Origin of the sequence: Dactylosporangium sp. CA-139066 (assembly GCF_050936175.1) — a bacterium.
Taxonomy (GTDB): Bacteria; Actinomycetota; Actinomycetes; order Mycobacteriales; family Micromonosporaceae; genus Dactylosporangium.
The window spans coordinates 7,575,135-7,592,982 of record NZ_JBNJNH010000001.1; the positions used below are offsets into that span (position 1 = coordinate 7,575,135).

Below are 17,848 nucleotides of genomic sequence, written 5' to 3' on the forward strand. Positions count from 1 at the left end.
CAGCACCGCCAATGTCCGTGCCCGGCCCGGCGGCTGCGGTACGCTACGCCGGGACGTCTGGTGTGACGGTGTGCCACCGGGCGTCGGGTGCCGCGTCATCGTTCGACCTGTAGGTTCCTGATGATCTTGTCGGACTGATGTCTGCTGACCTGGACCTTGTGCGCGGCTTCTCATTGGTTTGTCGCCTGTTTCTTCTCATCGATCTGTCGTTTTCTTGTTGGCGTTGGAGCTCGCGGTGGCGTGGCGCCGCAGCATGGGTTTGGAGTGGCCGGGCGCCGGGCCGGACGAGTCGCTCAAGATCCGCACCGTGCCGCGCGACGCATTGGTTTCGAGGCGTGGTGCAGGGACTCTGAAACTGCCCCTCGGGCTGGTTGCGGGGGCCCAGGTGGTCGCTGCGCGGTGGGTTCCGGATAGTGTTTGCCGGGTGGGCGGTCCGGATGGCCAGGCTCTGCCGAGCGGGCATATTGATCTTGATGTGGTTGACGATTCGTTGTCGCGGCGGCCTGCCGGGCTGTGGCGGCGTTGGGCGTCGTTGAGGGTTTCCGCGTCTGGCGTTGTGGTGCTGGTGCTGATAGGCGGGTTGATCGGAGCGGTGTTCGGGCGTGCCTGGGCGCAGTGGGAACAGCGAAGGTCGGAGTCGGCGCGGGTTTCGCTGTTTGTTGCGGTAGCGGATCTTTCGTCGGTCGCGGTGTCCAACGGCAGGGTCTCGATCGAGGGAAGCGTGGCGGTCGCGAACGGGGGCCCATTGCCGGTTGAGGTGTCGGGTCCTGGGGGCGGAGATTTTCTGGTGTGGGGTCAGCAGCGGATCGCGGCGGTCACGGCTGCGCGGTTTCCGGTGACTGTCTATGTGACGTGTTCCGCCGGGATCGAGCAGCAGCCGTTGCTGCTTGCGTTGGTGGTGGTCACGGCCGACGGCGTTCGACGCGCGGTGGAGATGAAGGTTGATTTGGTCGGGCGCTGGCAGGAGATGGTGGCGCAGGACTGCCAGTTGCCGCGTTGAGTGCCCAAGTTCGGTCATCATGCCGGTTGTCCCGCTGGCGCCGGATGGGCTAGCGCTGATCGAGGCAGGTTGATAGCTGTCGATCGGGTCGTCGTGGGCGGCTTCTGCAGATCATCGGTTTGTCGCCTCTCTCTTCTCACTGGTATGTCGTTTCCTTCGTGGGCGGTGAGTCCTGTTCGGCCGTGGCGCTGCGGTGTGGTTCGTGGCGTCGCCGTGGCAGTGGGTGTCTCTTGCTGGTTCCGGCCACGCGGTTCGGGTCGATGTGAGGATCACGGCGTGGCTAGGCTGCGGCGGTGGTTGAGCGGTGGAGTGTGCGCGGGCTGTGGTCGGCCTTTGTGGCCGTAGCGGTGTTGTCGAGCGTGTTGGTGTTGCGTCGCCCGGTGTTTGATCGCCTCGCGGATCTGCAGGTGTATCGGGGGGCGGTGCGGTGGGCTCAGGCCGGTCATCCGCTGTATGAGTACGCGGCTGCGAACGGAGACCCGTTCACGTATCCGCCGTTTGCCGCGCTGGTGTTCTGGCCGATCGGTTGGCTGCCGGAGCGGGTGGTTCAGGTCGGGTGGTTGTGCGCCGTCTGCGTCGCGGCGGCGGGGATCGCTGTGGTGGTGAGCTGGCGTTGGCGTGACAGTGGCGAGCGTCGCGGCTTGTTCGCCGCGACGGCCGCGCTGGTGTTGATCCTGTCGGCGCCGATGCAGAGTGACCTGCGGCTCGGTCAGGTCTCGGTGTTTGTTGTGCTGCTCGCGCTGGTGGATGCGCTGGAGTTCCTCCCGCCGAGGTGGCGTGGGGTCCTGATCGGGGTCGCGGCGGCGGTCAAGCTCACGCCGCTGCTGTTCGTGGTCTATCTGCTGCTGGTTGGCCGGCGGCGTGACGCGATGCGGGCGGTGGCGGCGTTCGTCGGTGCTGGCGTGCTCGCCGCGGTGGTCCTGCCGGCTGACAGTTGGCAGTTCTGGACCGGCACGATCTTGACCACGTCCCGGATCGGGGACCTGGCCTCGTTGGGCAATCAGTCGTTGAACGCGTTGCTGGTCCGGTCCGGCGTGGAGCAGCAGGAGCGGCCGTTGATCTGGGTCGGCCTCGTTGTGGTGATCTGCGGCCTGGCGTTGTGGCGGGCCCGGCGACTCGCGGGCCAGGGTCATCTGGTCCACGCCACGGTGCTCGTCGGGTGTGCCACGATCGCGGCGTCCCCGGTCTCGTGGACGCATCATCAGGTCTGGACCGTGTTGGCCGGCATGCTGCTGGTCGCCTCGGCCACCGGCGCCCGGTGGGCGTTCGGCGTGTTCCTGGTCGTGGCGATGACGCTGAACCTGGGCAACATCGCGTTCGAGCTGGTCCCGACGCCGGGACTGCAGTACCTGTTCGCCAACGCGCGAGGCCTCGGCGCCGCGCTGGTGTGCTGTATCGGCTTCGGCGCGTTCGTGCGGCATCGGCGCAACGATCCCGCGCCCGTCGCCCGTCGCGCCGTCGTGGCGCGAACGGCAGGGCTGGTGGCGGCTGGTCTGCTCGTGTTCGCGGTGTTGCCGCTGCCGGCCAGCAGCGACCCGGACCTGCGCATGTTCTCGCTGGACGAGACCCGGACCGTGTTCTCCGCCAGCACCGTGACGTGCGATGGGGGCCCGTGTGACATGAGCTGGGGCGGCCGCTTGCTGCTCAATTACAGCATCGGGTCGGATGGGCGGCGTCACGTCGTCAACGGATGGGTCAGCGCCCAGGTGGTCCGGCTCGGGATGCGGACCGCGCCCGGAGCTCCGATCCACTTCGTGCCGATCATGGACTTGGGCGATGGGCAGCGAGTGTTCGCGTTCAGCGGCGAGAACCTCGTGTATGGCCAGTTCCTGGAGTATGACGGGGGCGGGCGGCTGCTGGAGAACCCGCCCCGCGACCTGTGGAAGTAGTCGCGCGGCGGCCCTCGTCGACACCGGCGGACTCATCGATCTGCCGCATTCGTCACGTCGGCGGGTTCGTTCGGAGCGGGGTATGGCTGCGCGGCGTAACGGTCAAGCAGTTGCCGGATGTCGGGTCGGGCCAGATGGTCGAGGAGCCGCCGGCCGCGTGGGGTGAGGGTCATGGGCTGGTAGCGGTTGGTGGTGCGGTGGATGAGGGCGGCGCCGATGTCGTGTTCGAGCCGGTCGAGTTGGTGGAACAGGTTCTGCTGGTGCAGGCCGAGGGCTTGGGCCGCGGCGTTGATGCTGGGGTGGACGGCGATCTGTTCGAAGCGGCGGAGTCGTTGCCAGCCGTGGCGTTGTCCTTCGGCCGCCCGGCGGAGGTCGATTGGCAGCGCGGTGTGGCGGCGGGTGTTGACGGCGTGGCCAGCGCCGCCGGAGGGGCGGGCTGGAATGCCGAGCCGGCGTCGGTGTCTGCGGATGGTTTCGTGGCTGAGGCCGAGTTCAGCGGCGATGTCGGTGTTTGGCCGGCGCAGCGCGCCGGCTTGTTCGCGCAGCCAGTCGGGGTCGATGCGGACCTGATTCCTGGGGTTGGTTGCGAGTGTCGGTCTCGGCGTGGTGCGGGACGGTGCTGGGGCGGCCGTCCGCGGTGCCGGTGCCGTGTCCGGCGTGTCGTGTGGTTCGGCGACGGGCTTCTTGCGGCGGACGCCGATGCGGATGGCATGGGCTCGGGCGCGTTCGACAACGACCTGGTAAGGCATGCCGAAGGCGCCGGCGATGCCGCGCAGAGTGCGGCCGGCTTGGTGGTATTCGCGGTCGAAGAACGCCTCGGTGAGCTCGGCCGCAGCCCGGTCCCGGGCCTGGCGGGCCGCTGTCGGGGAGTTCCAGCGCAGTGCCGGCGCCGGGCGGTGGAACTGTTGTTGGGCGTAGCGGACGTGTTCGGCGGCGACGCCGAGTCGGCGCGCGACGGTGGCGACGGCGAGGTGCTCGACGTCGAGGAGTGTCTGGGCGGTGGCCAGGTCGATGTCGTCGGGTTCGCGGCCGGGCAGGACGAGTCCGGCGACGCAGTCGGCGGGTGGGCTCCAGGTGAGGGGTTCGTCAATGCCTGCGGCGTGCAGCAGGTCGGTGGCGTGGCGGGCCAGGATGTCGCGCAGTGCGGTGGTCATGGTGCGGCTGAACCGTTGCAGCGCGCTGCTGGCGACACCGGTGGTGGTCGCGAGTTGGTGCTGGGGGTTGGTGAGGTCGGCGCCGGTGAGCAGCTGGAACAGGTAGCGGCGGGCGGCGAGGTGGCGGCCGGCGCGGCCGGGGTCGGTGCCGGCCTGGTAGGACAGGTCGTGCCATTGCTGCTGGGTAAGGGTGATGTCGGTGAAGGTGGTCCGGCGGCGGCGGTAGTCGATCGGTGATCCGTGGGTGTCGAGGTAGTCGGCGAGGGCGCAGATCGCGGTCAGGGTGTCGGGGTGGTGTTGGGCGGTCGTGGAGAGGAAGACGCCGGTGCTGGCGCGCCAGGGGCCGAGTTCGGCGGTGGCGTGGAGGTTGCGGGCGGGGTTGCCGGGGATCAGCAGCGCTTTGGGGATGTTGGCGGCGACCTCGGCGACGTGCGCGCCCCGCGGTGCCAGGAGCCGGATCAGCCAGTCGGGCCAGAGGTGTTGGGGGACGTGCCGGGCCCGGTCGGCTGCGGCGTGGGTGTCGGGTGTTCGTGGTGTGGTGGTGCAGGTGCGGTAACGCAGCCGTTCCCCGGCCGGTAGCAGCGGGTCGATCGCGGTGAGGATCGCGCGGCGCAGCGGCTCGGATAACCGGTCGAGGCGCCGCTGGGACAGCATCGGCCCGCGCGCGGTCGGCCGGTGCCCGTCGCCGGGTTGGACGGGGCGGTGGGCGGTGTAGACGTTGCGCAGCAATGGTTTCGCCCGCTGGGCGCGGTGAGCGTCGCCGGCGGTGAGGACGCTGACGGCGTGGGTGGCCATCGCGGCGGCGATCAGCCCGGCGGTGGGCGGGTGCCGTTTGAGGCCGTGCCGGCCGTCGCGGTGGGCGGTGAGCGCGGCGGCGCTGTCGGCGCCGAGGTGGTGCAGTTCGGCGGGCTGGATGCGGTGCAGGAACCAGGACGCGAGTGTGTCGAGGTCGCGCAGGTCGGTGATCGCGGCGCCGTCGGCGTGGTCGAGCCGGGCGTTGATCCAGGCCTGGGTGGCCAGCCGCGGATCGGCCGGGTCGAGCGGGTGGGTTGGGTGCGTCTGCAGGTCGGCGTCGCAGGCGGAGGCGTGGCGGGTGTTGCCGAGCGTGCAGCGGTGGGGCGGGGCGAGTCCGGTCCGTTCGGAGATCAGGCTGCGTGGGGTGCGGTGGCAGGCCGGGCAGAGCACGGCGAGCAGGGTGTGGTGGGTCAGGCAGGCGAAGGTGTAGGGCAGTTGCCAGCGGATCGGCCACCGCCCGTCGAGCTCGGCGAGGCAGGGCGGGCAGAACCGGGAGCCGGGGATAGGCCGCCACCCGAGCTGGTCGAACTGGTCCAGGACCGCGGCCTCGAGGGCTCCGGCGGGCAGGCCGGTCTGTGCCTCGATGCGGCGCAGCAGTTCCGGCGGCAGGTTCCAGGTCAGGGCGTAGTTGCGCCAGACGGTGAGCCGGTCACCGAACCCGAGCGTGGTGGTCAGCCAGCGCAGCGGCATGCCGTTGCGGTGGGCCAGCCGCAGCAGCCACGAGTCGAGGGCCTCACCGTCGCCGAGGTCGATCCGCAGCGGCAGCGTCCGTGGCGCGCGGGTCGCGTTCACGATGGTCACCGCTTCCCCGCCGTGGACGTGTCCGCCGGTGCGGTTCGCGGTGCCGGCGGCCGACTGGTCCGGCGGGCACCCGTCAGGGTGCCCTGGAGCTGGTGGCGGGCGGCTTCGGAGGCTTCGTCGATCCGGATGGTGTCGAGGAGGTCTTGGGTGAGGGTTTCGGCGCCGGTGCGGATGGCTTTGTAGCAGCCGCGGGTGATCAGGGTGATGAAGGAGCCGATGTGGCCGGTGGCCCGGGCGAAGAGGTAGTCGTCGAGGTCGGTGAGCATGCCGGGGTGGGCGTCGGCGAGCACGAGCTGCCGTTCCGTGGCTTTGAGCAGGCTGCGCCAGTGCCGCCGCCCGGCTGGGTCGGTGACGTGGAACGGTGGGAGCTCGAGGCGGGTCCACCGGCGGGCGATCTGGGCCATGACCGCGCTGTCGCCGGTGAGCCCTTCGGCGAACAGGCGCCGTTCGGCGAGTCCGACGCCGGCGTAGATGAACGTGACGGGCAGTTCGTTGGCCAGCCATTTGAGGTGGTTGGACACGTCGACGCCGTCGCGGCGGTTCGGGTCGATGAAGTGCAGGTCGTCGATGATCCCGATCCGGGTGTGGCAGGACAGCACGCAGTCGACGGCGAAGCTGGCCAGTTGTGCGGCGTTGGCCCGGTCGGTGCCGGGATGGCCGTAGAACTCGCAGATCATCCGGTTGAGCGTGCGCAGCGTGGTCCGCGAGGTCAGCCCGACCCGGAACACCGGCAGGTGCTCGTGCCCGTCGTCGGTGCGTTCGCCATGCCGGCGCCGCTGGGCGCGGTCGAAGTCGCGGGCGAAGGTGTTCGCGATCGTGGTCTTGCCCAGCCCGGGCAGCGCGTCGATGACCGCGGCGCCGCGGACCCGGTCGGGGTCCTGCCGGTTCGTGGCGACGATCTGGTCGAGCTCGTCGTGGATCGCGGCGAGCTGCGGGGTCTTGATCGTGCCGAAGTTGGCGTGCCAGTCGTGGCGGGCGTCGTCGAAGTCGGCGCGGGCGTCGGCGCCGAGCCGGCCGAGCTGCCGGCGCATGAGCAGGTCGGGCCGGACCCGCGACGCCGCATCGGTCCAGCGGCGCCAGCCCTCCTTGCGCGACAGCGTGTAGAGCCCGGCACTCGAAACGGTCGTGGTCATCCGAGCACCTCGAACGCGTCGTCGTAGAACCCGCCGTCCAGGTCGGCCTCGGCATCGTCGTCGCCAGCCACCACCACGACCGGCTCAGCCCCGGTGCGCGGCTGCGTCGCCGGCCGTGGTGGGGCCGGGAGGGCGGCGTACTCGGTGGCCAGCCGCACCGCCATGCGCCGTTCCCGCCGGTCGGTGACCAGGCCGGTGTCCCAACGCTGCAGCAGCTCGGCGAGGGCCTTCGCCGGGTCGAACCCGCCCACACCGCCGACGGCGAGCCGGCGGGCGTGCGCGGCGGCCTCGGCCGAGAACGGCGTGCCGAGCATCGGCTCGTGCTCCCAATCCAGGCGATGCCAGCGCTGGTCGGCCGGGTCCTGGAACCAGGCGTGCCGGACGTCGTCCGGGTTCACCCGGATCGGCCACTTGCCGGCCAGGGCGCCGCCGTAGGGGCTGCGGGCGTTGCGGTAGCCGTCCAGCGCCGGGCCGTTGTAGCGCAGCCCGTGCACCTCGACGCCGTAGTGCTGGATCGAGCGGGCAGCCACCGGCAGGAAGTCCAGCGCCAGCTCCGGCGTGGCCGGGATGCGCAGCCGCCCGGCCTTGCCGATCCCGACCGCGAACATCTCCGCCGGCGATAGCTGCAGCCGTGGCCACTCCGCGACCGTCAGACCGTCGTGTTTCGCCAGGTGGTAGACGGCCGCGACCCATTCCCGGATCACGTCCTGCAGCTCGTGCAGAAACAGGAACGCCTCGTCCTCGAGGCGCTCACCCCGCGAGTAGATGTCCGGGCCCTTGTAGGCCGGCAGATGCTGGATCAGGCCCTCGCGCAGGGTGCGGAAGAACCGCTCGACCGTCGGCTTGTCGGTCGGCTTGTGCGGCTGCGCGGGCTGGATCGAGATCCCCAGCCGGGTACAGACCGCCCGGACATGCCCCGACAGGAACACCTTGCCGTGGTCGACCACGATCGTCTCAGGCGCGCAGACCAGCTCCGGCGCCGTCCCATCGTCGACGAGCACGGTCTCCGGGACGCCGTGATAAGGCCACGCCGCTTCCCGCGGCCAGACGGCCGGTCCTGGGCGCCCGGCGACGGCCTCGTAGAGGACCCCGGCGACGTCGACCGCCTTGGTCGACACCGGCGTGACCCGCAACCCCACGATGCAGCGGGTGAACAGATCCTGCGCCACCGTCAGCTGCGCCCGGACCCACCGGCAGGTCACCGGCTCCATCGCGAACACGTCCAGGTCCTGGGTGTCGAGCACCAGGTACTCCCCCGGCCGGGTCGCGCGGAGCCGGCCGTAGACGCCCTGCGGCCGGTCGGCGATCGACCGGCGGCCCTTCGCGCTGCCCGCGACCGCGTTGGTGCCCTTCGCCAGCTCCGCCAGCCGCCGGTAGGCGGTCGCCTGCGACGGCTGCGCCACCACCCCCGGCCCATACTCCTCGACGAGCAGCGCCGACACCGCGGCCAGCAACGCGGCCCGCGTCGGCGTGGAGTCGGCGACCTTCGCCGCCATCACCGCCCGCGCCGCGGCATCCCACCGCGGGTCCACCCGCCTGCCCAACCCTGTGATCACCCGGGTATCGACCAGCCCGGCCTCGCCGTCGCGGCGGTAGGCCGCGATCCACCGCTGCAACGTCCGGATCGACACGCCCAGCTCGGCCGCCTTGACCACCAGCCGGTCCCGCAACCGCGAACCGTCGAGATCCAGCAGCTCCAGAACATGCCCAGCCCGGGCCGCGACCTCGCCGCGCTGCGCCGCCGTCAGCCCGGCCAGGGTCGCGCCGGCACTACCCGCGGCGAGCGTCTCGACCGGCGCGCCGACCGAGGTGCAGCCAGCCACCAGCCGGCCGAGCGTGAGCGCCTGGAACTGCCCGGTGCGCTCGTTGCGCACCGTCACGCCGGCGCCGTCGAGCTCCACGACCTGCACCAGATCGCCGTCAAACAGCAGCTGCGCACCGACCCGGACGCTCACCACCGCGCCATTGCCGGCTAACCCCCGGCTCATCGCTGCCCCACCCGCCAGATCGGCGACCCGGCGCCCAACGCGACCGACAGGTCGCTGCCCAGCTGGTGCGACCACAACAGGTGCAGCACCACCGGCCGGATCTGCTCCGGCGGCGCGATCGACCGCGCCGCACACTCCAGCCCACCGAGGCTCACCTGCGCCTCGGCGAGGTCCAGCACCGGCCCGCACAACCGCGTATCGATCGTGAACGCCCGCCGATACCCGGCCAGGAACCGCACATTGGCCAGCAGCACCCGATCGGCACCCGACCACACCTCGAACGCCCAGCCCCGCAGGGCCATCAGCTCCGCCGTCCACGCGAACGCCGCGGCGACGACCGGATCCGCAAGCCGGTAGGCCGGCTTCACGTCCACCACAGTGACCCGGCCGTCGCCATGCTCGAGCAGCAGATCCGGCACATGCCGGCGACGCTTGCCGCCGACCACCTCCTCGAGCTGGAACGGCTGCGCCGCCATCCCGCAGACCCCAGCATCGAAGTCCGCGAGCAGAACCCGCGCCAACTCCAGACGGCTCTCGTAGGCCACAAACCCACCGGTCGTCGCCGACCAATACCAGCCCGAGTAGAACGTGCGACCCTTGTACCAGCAGAACTCGCGCACCGGCCGAGCCGCGAACAACTCCGCCGGCGACACCCGGCCAAGCGAGGCACCAACCAGGTCGTCACCAGCAGCGGGACGGTACCTCACCTGCACCGACGACAGGCGGTCTTCCAACTTGATAGACATGGCCGAATGATCGACCGGAAGGAATATCGGACGCCCGAGCCGCGCCGAGCGCTTCTCAACGGAATGTCGCGAAGTGACAGACCGAGTGACAGATCGATGAGAAAGTGCAAGATTCATTGAGAACCTACACGACCGGTTCGCCGAGGACGACACCGACACCGGACATGAAGATCACCGGGTCGGTTGAGTTTTTCCCGGTCAACGTGCACCGGTCGGTGTTGCACGGCACGTTGAGATGCACCTCGTAGTGCAGGTGGGTGCCAGACGAGTGCCCGGAGGTGCCGACGAGCCCGATCGGCTGCCCGGCGGCAACCTGCTGCCCGTCGGTGACGTCGGGCCGGCGGACCATGTGGCAGTAGCGGGTGGCGATGCCGCCGGCATGCCGGATGTCGACATACCAACCACACCCTCGCGCGTTCGAGCTGCCATCCACGTCGCAGTTGCCGGTGGATCGGTCGCAGGCGACCCAGACGACTACACCCGCGGACGCGGCCCGGATGACGGTGTAGCGGGGAGCGATCAGGTCCACGCCGGCGTGCAGTTTGCCGTCGCGCTGGCCGTAGCCGGAGCCGACTTTCGCCTCGACCGGCTTCGTCCAGCCGGACGAGGTCAGGGCGACGGGTCCGGCGCAGCCGGCCGGGGAGGCGCCGGGCAGTTCGGTGATCGACTGGTGCTGGGTGACGTAGGCGACGACCTGTTCGGCGTCGTGTTCCTTGGCTGCGTACCGGGTCGGGTACGCCGAGCGCTGAACCGCCTGCGCCGCTTTCGTCAACGGCATCGTCTCCCAGCCGTCGACTTTGAGCAGCGCGTCGTAGAACTTCGACGCGGCGTAGACCGGGTCGATGAGCTGTGCTGGGGTGCCCCAGCCCTGGCTGGGACGTTGCTGGAACAGCCCGACACTGTCGTGGTCGGTCACGACCGGCGTGTTGATGAGGCTGGACTCGACCATGGCGGTCGCGACCGCGATCACCCAGCCGCGGGCGGAAACACCGCGGTCGGCGCCGACCTTGACGATGATCGCGGCGTTCGCGACCCGGTCCGGCTTCCACACGCCGACGGCCTCGAAGCCGTCGGCCCGTACGGCCACCGGCGCGCCGCTGCCCGTCGGTGGGGTGCACGCGTATGCCGGGTTGTCGCCGCCGAGCGAACCGAAGACCAGCATGCACCCGGCTGCGACCGCGACGACGAGCGCGGCAGCAGCCGCGCGGGTGCGGTTCACGGAGACTCCTGGACGGGGCGGACGTCGGCGACGAGCCATCGGCCGTCGCGCAGCACGAGCACCACCCGGACGGTGCCGGCGTCGGTCGGGATGTCGACGTCGGCGGCGTCGGGGGTCGCGGTCTGTGGGACCGCGTCGGCGACGATCCGGTGGGCGGCGATGTTGGCCGGGTCGACGGTGGCCAGGGCGGCGGCGTACTCGGGTATCGCGTGCCGGCTCACGTCGGCGAGCCAGGTCGGCTGGTCCAGGCCGGGGCGCGCCCACGCGGTGACGAACGCGACCGCGGCCTGGACGGCCTGTGGCGTGACCGTGGTGCTCGCGGCCGGTCCCGCGTCCTCCTCGTCGCTGTCGCTGTCGCTGCTGGTGTCCGGGTTGCCGTCCTGGTGCGGCGCCGTGGTCACCGACGGCATCGACGGTTCCCGCGGATGGTTGGGACGACCGGCTGCGCACCCCGCCAGGGCGGCGAGGAGCGCGACCGCGACGACGAACCGCACACCGGGACTGGTGGTTCCGGTCTGCGGGTTCGCGCCGCTGCTGGAGGCGGTGCGGCGGCTGCTGGCCGTCGGGGTGGCGGTCATGGCGCCTCGTCCGTCGGCGGCAGCGGCGGCCAGCCGTCGTCGGCCTGCTGACGCAGCTGCTCCTGCAGCTGGTCGGCGGCCGTGTGCAGGTGCGCCGCCAGGTCAGTGAGAGCGCGGATGCGGCGTCCGGGTTCGGCGTGCCGGGCCGAGGCGACCTGTCGGCGGATGCTGTCGGCGGCGGCGCCGATCTGGTCCAGTATGGCTTGGTATCCGGTGTCCGGGCTGGGGACGGCGGCGGAGAGGGCTGTGGTTCGCATCAGCCGTCCAGCTCCAGGTCGGCGGTGCCGCCGTCGCCGGGTTCGGGGTTCTCGTCGCCGTCCAGGACGCCGTCGGACTGCAGATCGCGTTGCTGGCGGTCGTGTTCTTCGATGACGAGGGCGTCACGGCGTTGCTGTTCATCGGGTTGCATGGCGTCTGTGCCTTTCTCGGGTTCGGTGCTCGTGTCCGCCTTGCCGGCCGGCGTGGCGGGTTCGGTGGACGGGTCGTCAGCTCGCGCGTCGTGGTGTTGTTCGATGCGTTGGTCGACGAACGCCGCGAGGGCGGTGACGAAGTCGGCGCCGTTCCACCGCGGTCCGGGTTCGGGCTCGGACACCTCGACGCGCACGGCAACTGCGCCAGTTGGCGCAGACTCGGCGGTTGCCGCAGGCTGATCGGTGGTCGCCGGTTCGGCGGGCTTGTCGCCGGCGCGCAGGTCCCGGTAGTGGTCGATCCGGGCGTCGATCCACCGAATGGCGTCGCGGGTGGCACGAAGCGCTTCGAACAGTTCGGTCCAGCCGTACGGGGTGGTGATCTCTGCCGGTCGGGTACTCATGGCCGCTCACCGCCGTCCTCGTTGCTGCCGGTCTCGGGTGCCGCTGGCGTCGCACGTCCGGTGAGGTCGTGTTCGGCGGCGTCGAGGGCCTGGTCGCGCCAGGTGGCCGGCCAGGTCAGGTCGATGCGCCGCTCGTGGTGTTCGCCGTTGCGGCAGCGGGTGTGGTCGTCCCACTCCCGCAGCCGGGGCCGGGCGCGGGCCAGCGCCTCAAGCCAGCGCAGCGGCGCGTCGGATGCCGCCCGCGGGTCGTAGGCGATGTGCCAGGCCGCAGCAAGGGCTGTGAGTTCCTCCACCAGTGGCGGGTGGCTGGGCCAGCACGCCGGGATTTCCTCGGTGAGGCTGTACCGGTCGATGCACCAGCCGACCCAGTCGATGAGCCAGATCCACACCTGCGACGCGGTCGGCCGGTCCAGGACGCGCCAGCGCAGGTCGGCTGGTGCGGGTCCGGCCGGGCCGGGCCGCAGCTGCTCGGCCAGGGTCTGGACCTGCTCGCGGAGGGCGAAGTGGGAGTCGGCGAGGTCACCGACGGTTTCGACGAGTTCGGCGAGTCCCTCGCTGAGCATCGCCGCCGCCTGCAGTTCCGGCGGCACGTCACCGCCCACGGCCCCTGTCGGTGACGGGGAGCCTGCCGGGTCCGTGCTGTCCGGGGTGGGTTGCGTGGGGTGGGCCATGTCAGGCGGCCTTCGCGATCCGGCGCTGGAACGCGTCGCGGTCGGCGGTGAGCTCGGCGCCGTCGGGGCGTTCCCACCATGCTGTGAGCTGCAGCTCGACCGGCGGCAGGTTCCCGACGAAGGCCAGGGCCCGCCCTTCGGGCAGGGTGCGCAGCTCGGCGAGGTCGAGCAGGTTCTCGCGGCGGACGTTCTCTGACACGGAGGCTCGGCCGCCGCCCCAGGAGTGTCCGGAGGACACCTCGAGGATTTGCCCGGCGAGGGATTGTGCGTCTTTGAGGCCCTGCACGTCGGTGGAGCCGCCGATGACGAGTTCGGCGTTGGCGGAGGCGTTGATCGCCCGGCCGGCCTTCTCGCCCCACCGTTCGAGGGGTTGCTGTTTGTTCTGCATGAACAGGTCGATGGCGATGCCGGAGCCACCGCCCTCGGTCATCAGCGACGGCAGGGACTGGATTGGTGCGACGTTGGCGATCTCGTCTCCGACCAGGTACAGCGTGGGTTCGATCCGGCCGCCGGGCGCGGTGAGCGCGGCCCGTTTGGCCTGGTAGAGCAGGTCTTCGGTGACGGCGCCGAGGAGCGGGGCGATGAGGGCCTGGGCGTCGCGGGTGCCGACCAGGTAAATCGTGCCGGCGGCGTTGAGCCATTCGCGGGTGTTGAACTGCTGGCCTCGCGGTGGCGAGCACGCGGCGAGGACGCGGGGGTCGTTGAACGCGTCCAGGGCGCCGGACATGACGGACTGGATGGTGTCGCGGGCCCGGCCGGTCGTTTCCCGGTGCCGGGCGAGCCTGTCGGCCCACGAGTGGGCCCCGTGGTGGCGCAGGATTCGCTCCGGCCGGGCGTCGGCCGGGTTCTGCGACCAGGCCAGGACGTCGACCATTGTGGCCTTGCCGTCCAGGGCCGCCGCGTGCAGCAGCCCGCGGATCAAGGAGGCGGCCTGGTCCTGGAAGTACTTGCCGTTCTCCACGCTGTCGCTGCCGACGCCGGATCCGGACGCGAATCCGGACGCGCGTAGCATCGCCACGATTTGGTCTTCGGCGCCTTCGATCGGTGACCAGCGCAGCCGCTCCACGCCGGCGATCGGGATCTCGCCCTGCGGTTCGAAGACGTGTGTCGGGCCGATCCGGGTGCGCCGGGCGTAGGTGACCGCGGCGACGTCGAGGCGGGTCGAGGTGGAGATGACCGCGCCGCGGGCGTCGAGCACCCGCGGGATCACGCACCGCGACGTTTTGCCGCCGAACCGGGCGACGGCCGCGGCGACCAGTGTGTACTCGTTGGCGAGGAACAGCGGTTCGCCGGTGAGCACGTCGGTGCCGAGGAACCGGCCGACCTCGTGCGGGTCCTGGCGCCGGGCTTCCTTCTCCGTCCGTTGCTGCGGGGTGTCGGTGTCGCGGATGGTCAGGCCGGGCCGTACGACGTCGACGCGGGCGAGGACCGCGGCCGGGCTGAGCAGTGCCCGGACCGCGGTGCGGCGGGCGAACCCGCGCCGGCGTAGCAGCCGCCGCCCGGCCGCGAGAGTGGGCACGGCGATCAGGAACGCGTGCCACAGGAACAGCCCGAGCCACAGCAGGTAGAGCACGACCCCGGGCGGCAGGTCGGCGCGCGCCGCGGCCGGCCACGCCTGGGCTGGGTCGCCGAGGTGTCCGGCGAGGCGGAACGCGACGCCGGGCGCGTCGGCGGGACGGGTGTCCGGCCAGGCGAGGTGGGTGACGCCGCCGCCGAGCTGGCCGGCCAGCCACAGGGTCCACGTCATGGTGGGCAGGACCACGGCGAGGATGGCGAGCATCGCCAGGCGGACCATGATGTCGCCGCGGGCCAGGCCCTGCTTGGGCAGGTGATGGCCGGGGGCGGACAGCGGCGGGCGGGGCATCACGGCACCTGCCGATCCGTGGCGCCGACCCCGGTCAGGCGGTCGGGCGGCCCTGCATCGCCTTCAGGGTCGGTGCCACCGGCGGTGGCGGGCTCGTCCGGTGCCGGGTCGTCGCTGGTGTCGGGTAGGGCTTCCATCTGGCTGTCGGTATGGACCATGCGGCGTTCCACTGTGGACAGTTGGTGGCGGACGACGATGGAGCGGTTGCCGATGCGCCACAGGCCGACGCCTTGCCGCAGGTGCCGCAGCAGGTCGGTCTCGGTGTCGTTGGTGCCTAGGAACTCCGCGGCCTGCTCCAGGGAGCCGGGTTCCTGGCCGTAGGAGACCCGGACACCGGAGTCCTCGATGAGACCGCGGGCGATGCGGACCTGCTCGGACCCGGCCTCCCCGACCGCCGCAAGATCCGAGAAACGATGGAAGGCGAGAATGTTGCCGATGCCCAATGCGCGTGCGAGTTTGGTCTGTTCCCGCATCCGCCGGACCAGGCCGAGATGCCTCGCGACCAACGTGAACTCGTCGTAGATGCAGACCCTGGGGCCGCTTGCGGGGCGGGACAGTTCCGCTTCTAGCCAGGACTGGGCGCAGGTCATCGCCATGGCGGTGAGCTGGTCGGAGGAGCGGATCGCCTGCAGGTCGAGCACGGCGCCGGCCTGGGTGAAGTCGATGCGGGCCTGGGTGGCGGTGTCGTCGCTGTCGAAGACGCCGCCGAGGGCGCCGCGGATGAGTCGTTCCAGGGCGAGCCGGACACGGCGGGAGTCGGCGGTGAACGCGTCGAGGGGGTAGTTGACGGCGTCGAGGCGGTGCCGCCACAACTCGGACCGGCTCATCGCGTGCAGGACCATCGACAAGGTCGGGGTGGCCTGTCGGTCGGGGTCGGTGCCGTCCTCGGCGCGGGTGACCGCGTCGACGGCGTACTCGATCATGGACCGTTCGGCCTCGGTCAGCCGCTCCCCGACCTGGATCTCCAGGAGCCCTTCGACCAGGAGCAGGCGGCGGGAGCGTTGCAGTTGCAGCCATTGCGGGACCGGCATGAGCGGGTCGCGGCGGATCGCAGCGAGCGGGTTGATGGTGGTGCCGAGCCCGGGGCCGATCCGGACCGTACTGATGCCACAGAGCCGGGCGAGCTCCGCGTATTCGGAGCGGATGTCGACGGCGTAGAACTTGACCCCGAACGGCACGCCGCGGAACGCGAGGGTCTTGAGCAGGCTGGACTTGGCCGTGCCGATCCTGCCGGACACGACCATGTTCGGGGCGGTGATGGCCTTCGCCCGGTACAACTCGTGCAAGGAGAAGCAGAACGGGGTGCGGGAGTACACGTCGAGGCCGACGAACGGCCCGTCGACCGGCAACTCCTCGCCGACAACGAACGGAAACACGGAGCACAACTGCGCTGAGGTCGTGGTCAGCGGTGGCAGGTTGAGCCGCGCCCCGGCCCGCCCGGCGGCGGTGCCGAATCCGCCGCGGCGGTCGACCGACGGCAGCCCGGTCAGCCGTTCCTCGTCCGCAGCCAGGGCGCGCTGTTGCTGCTCGAGGCGGCGGGTGGCGGTGCGCAGGTCGTGTTCGGCGGCGGTGCGCTCGATTAGATCCCGCAGCGATCCCTCGCGCCGCACCGTCGCGGCGGGGGTGCGGGTCCGGCGGGTCATGCGGCCCACCCGCGGATCGGCTTGAGCCCCCGGGCGAGCGGCAGCGCCCCGGCGGCGAAACCTTGGTCTTGTTCGCCGTAGAGGACGACCGCGTCGCAGCCGGCCCGCGACAGGATGCGTTTCACCGCGCGGGTGTCGCGGTTGAGGTCCTCGATGGTGGCGGCGGTGACGGTGACGAGCAGGGCGTAGCGGTAGCGGACGTGGCCGTGAGCCTGTTCCCGGTCGATCTGCTTGACCGAGCGGGCCTCCTCGTCCTCCCGCGCCGTGCGGACGAGCCGGAGTTTCGTCTTCGTCGCCGCGTCGCCGGCCCGGGCTACCTGGTCGCGGCGGGAGGCCAGGTTCGCCAGTTCCGCCGGGACGGGTTGCGCGGTTAGGGTGATGGTGCGCCGGCAGGTGGTGCGGGTGTACAGCGGGGTCAGCCACGTCGACCCGACCGGCTGGCGCGGCATCTGGGCGACCCACAGGGTGCGGGACCAGCCGCCGTCATGGCGGTAGGTGTCCCAGCCGACCACCTCCGCGGCGACCGGCCCGGCCAGCCGTGGTTCGACCTCGGCTGGGCCGTCGGTGCGCAGGTCCGCGGTCTCCTGCTCGGCCGGGTCCCACTGGGTGCGCAGCACCGCCGCGTACCGGCGCGGGGTGAGCCACCCGTGCGTGCTGACGCCGGCCTCGGCGACCGACGCGGCGATGCCGGGCAGCTTGTCCAGCACGACTGCCGCGATCGCTGCGTCGGTGCCGCCAGCCTCGGCGATCTGCCCCGACATGCGGGCGATGTCGAAGACGCACACGAGGTGGATGTCGTGCCGCTGCGCCATCGCCGACCCGGCCGCGGTCACTTCTGCGAGGGACCGGTACGCGACGCTGCTGCGCTCGACCGCCCGCTGCTGCAGGAACCGCGCCGCCCGGTTCCCGGCGTCCGGGACCGCACGGCTGGTCACCGACCAGCGCACCAGCCCGGCGTCGGCGAACTCGGAACCCAGGATGTTCAGCAGCCGCGCCCAGTCCACGAGGCGCCGGCTCTGATCGTCGCGGTCGGCGAGGATGAAGTTCGCGCCCGAACAGGCCAGCGCGGCGGTGACCGTCTTCTCGCGCCGGTGCAGCAGCAACCCGACCGCGGTGGTACCGTCCGCGGCGATGGCCGGCAGCCACGCGTATCCGGCGGCCGGGCCGGGCAGGTCCATATGCCGCTCGACGCCGCCGTCGGCGAACACGGCGCCGCGGTAGCGGTCCTGCCCCGTCGCCCGTTGCACGAGCGCCCCGGCGATGACCGGCACCCACTCGGTGATCCGCCGCCCCCGCAGCCGCACCAGGGCCAGGACGAACAGCAGCACGGCCGCCGCGAACGCGGCGGTCGCCGACCAGGAGTGACCGGCGGCGAGCAGATTGATCCCGATCACCGCCACGATCAGCCCGGCCACGACCGTGCCGATCTGCGCCCACGTGAATCCGAGTACCGCCCCGCGGCTTGACCTGGGCGGGAAACTGAACTGTGTCATCTGTACTTCCCCCGTGCGTTTGTCCGTGTGTTGGCGGGGCGCGCCGTGTGGCGTACGCCGGTC

The 17,848-nt window shown here is 71.4% G+C and carries 14 protein-coding genes; 2 read left to right on the forward strand and 12 right to left on the reverse strand.

The annotated features are described in order from the left end of the window. The first annotated feature begins 223 nt into the window (after positions 1-223). Together ACQEVU_RS34760 and ACQEVU_RS34765 are read left to right on the forward strand one after the other, a co-directional pair. Positions 224-1,000 carry a hypothetical protein gene (locus ACQEVU_RS34760; RefSeq protein ID WP_433331139.1) on the forward strand — a complete coding sequence of 259 codons (777 nt, stop codon included), beginning with the start codon at positions 224-226 and terminating at the stop codon, positions 998-1,000. A gap of 293 nt (positions 1,001-1,293) precedes the next feature. Further along, positions 1,294-2,889, forward strand: a complete 1,596-nt coding sequence (locus tag ACQEVU_RS34765; protein WP_433331141.1) for a glycosyltransferase 87 family protein — start codon at positions 1,294-1,296, stop codon at positions 2,887-2,889. Between the two features lie 32 nt (positions 2,890-2,921). Here ACQEVU_RS34765 and ACQEVU_RS34770 read toward each other — a convergent pair whose 3' ends face one another. The 12 genes from ACQEVU_RS34770 to ACQEVU_RS34825 all read right to left on the reverse strand — a co-directional run bounded on the left by ACQEVU_RS34770 (position 2,922) and on the right by ACQEVU_RS34825 (position 17,785). Beyond that, the gene (locus ACQEVU_RS34770; protein WP_433331143.1) at positions 2,922-5,630 is read right to left on the reverse strand and encodes a TniQ family protein; all 2,709 of its coding nucleotides are present in this window, start codon (positions 5,628-5,630) and stop codon (positions 2,922-2,924) included. A 5-nt stretch (positions 5,631-5,635) separates the two neighbouring features. Next, positions 5,636-6,772 carry a TniB family NTP-binding protein gene (locus ACQEVU_RS34775; RefSeq protein ID WP_433331145.1) on the reverse strand — a complete coding sequence of 379 codons (1,137 nt, stop codon included), beginning with the start codon at positions 6,770-6,772 and terminating at the stop codon, positions 5,636-5,638. Continuing rightward, entirely contained in the window at positions 6,769-8,760 is a 1,992-nt protein-coding gene (locus ACQEVU_RS34780) for a helix-turn-helix domain-containing protein (protein ID WP_433331147.1), read from the reverse strand. Before ACQEVU_RS34780 ends, ACQEVU_RS34775 begins: the two co-directional genes overlap by 4 nt. Next, positions 8,757-9,494, reverse strand: a complete 738-nt coding sequence (locus ACQEVU_RS34785; protein ID WP_433331149.1) for a TnsA-like heteromeric transposase endonuclease subunit — start codon at positions 9,492-9,494, stop codon at positions 8,757-8,759. Before ACQEVU_RS34785 ends, ACQEVU_RS34780 begins: the two co-directional genes overlap by 4 nt. A 136-nt stretch (positions 9,495-9,630) precedes the next feature. Then, the gene (locus tag ACQEVU_RS34790; protein WP_433331151.1) at positions 9,631-10,764 is read right to left on the reverse strand and encodes a M23 family metallopeptidase; all 1,134 of its coding nucleotides are present in this window, start codon (positions 10,762-10,764) and stop codon (positions 9,631-9,633) included. Continuing rightward, the gene (locus ACQEVU_RS34795; protein ID WP_433331153.1) at positions 10,722-11,303 is read right to left on the reverse strand and encodes a hypothetical protein; all 582 of its coding nucleotides are present in this window, start codon (positions 11,301-11,303) and stop codon (positions 10,722-10,724) included. Before ACQEVU_RS34795 ends, ACQEVU_RS34790 begins: the two co-directional genes overlap by 43 nt. Continuing rightward, on the reverse strand, positions 11,300-11,560 hold the full coding sequence (locus tag ACQEVU_RS34800) for a hypothetical protein (RefSeq protein ID WP_433331155.1): 261 nt from the start codon (positions 11,558-11,560) through the stop codon (positions 11,300-11,302). Before ACQEVU_RS34800 ends, ACQEVU_RS34795 begins: the two co-directional genes overlap by 4 nt. Continuing rightward, positions 11,560-12,114: a hypothetical protein gene (locus ACQEVU_RS34805; RefSeq protein ID WP_433331157.1), complete on the reverse strand. Its 555-nt coding sequence runs from the start codon at positions 12,112-12,114 to the stop codon at positions 11,560-11,562. The genes ACQEVU_RS34800 and ACQEVU_RS34805 overlap by 1 nt, the downstream gene beginning before the upstream one ends. Then, the gene (locus tag ACQEVU_RS34810) at positions 12,111-12,716 is read right to left on the reverse strand and encodes a hypothetical protein (RefSeq protein WP_433331159.1); all 606 of its coding nucleotides are present in this window, start codon (positions 12,714-12,716) and stop codon (positions 12,111-12,113) included. The genes ACQEVU_RS34805 and ACQEVU_RS34810 overlap by 4 nt, the downstream gene beginning before the upstream one ends. A 70-nt stretch (positions 12,717-12,786) precedes the next feature. Continuing rightward, on the reverse strand, positions 12,787-14,649 hold the full coding sequence (locus ACQEVU_RS34815; protein WP_433331161.1) for a type IV secretory system conjugative DNA transfer family protein: 1,863 nt from the start codon (positions 14,647-14,649) through the stop codon (positions 12,787-12,789). Beyond that, positions 14,649-16,292 carry a hypothetical protein gene (locus ACQEVU_RS34820; RefSeq protein WP_433331163.1) on the reverse strand — a complete coding sequence of 548 codons (1,644 nt, stop codon included), beginning with the start codon at positions 16,290-16,292 and terminating at the stop codon, positions 14,649-14,651. Before ACQEVU_RS34820 ends, ACQEVU_RS34815 begins: the two co-directional genes overlap by 1 nt. Next, positions 16,289-17,785 carry an SCO6880 family protein gene (locus tag ACQEVU_RS34825; RefSeq protein ID WP_433331165.1) on the reverse strand — a complete coding sequence of 499 codons (1,497 nt, stop codon included), beginning with the start codon at positions 17,783-17,785 and terminating at the stop codon, positions 16,289-16,291. The genes ACQEVU_RS34820 and ACQEVU_RS34825 overlap by 4 nt, the downstream gene beginning before the upstream one ends. Positions 17,786-17,848: the final 63 nt, after the last annotated feature.

Excerpts from the sequence above, each read along its gene's own strand:
- ACQEVU_RS34775 (WP_433331145.1), bottom strand. The coding sequence starts at position 6,772 with ATGACCACGACCGTTTCGAGTGCCGGGCTCTACACGCTGTCGCGCAAG.
- ACQEVU_RS34780 (WP_433331147.1), bottom strand. The coding sequence starts at position 8,760 with ATGAGCCGGGGGTTAGCCGGCAATGGCGCGGTGGTGAGCGTCCGGGTC.
- ACQEVU_RS34790 (WP_433331151.1), bottom strand. The coding sequence starts at position 10,764 with ATGGCTCGTCGCCGACGTCCGCCCCGTCCAGGAGTCTCCGTGAACCGC.
- ACQEVU_RS34795 (WP_433331153.1), bottom strand. The coding sequence starts at position 11,303 with ATGACCGCCACCCCGACGGCCAGCAGCCGCCGCACCGCCTCCAGCAGC.
- ACQEVU_RS34800 (WP_433331155.1), bottom strand. The coding sequence starts at position 11,560 with ATGCGAACCACAGCCCTCTCCGCCGCCGTCCCCAGCCCGGACACCGGA.
- ACQEVU_RS34805 (WP_433331157.1), bottom strand. The coding sequence starts at position 12,114 with ATGAGTACCCGACCGGCAGAGATCACCACCCCGTACGGCTGGACCGAA.
- ACQEVU_RS34815 (WP_433331161.1), bottom strand. The coding sequence starts at position 14,649 with ATGCCCCGCCCGCCGCTGTCCGCCCCCGGCCATCACCTGCCCAAGCAG.
- ACQEVU_RS34820 (WP_433331163.1), bottom strand. The coding sequence starts at position 16,292 with ATGACCCGCCGGACCCGCACCCCCGCCGCGACGGTGCGGCGCGAGGGA.
- ACQEVU_RS34825 (WP_433331165.1), bottom strand. The coding sequence starts at position 17,785 with ATGACACAGTTCAGTTTCCCGCCCAGGTCAAGCCGCGGGGCGGTACTC.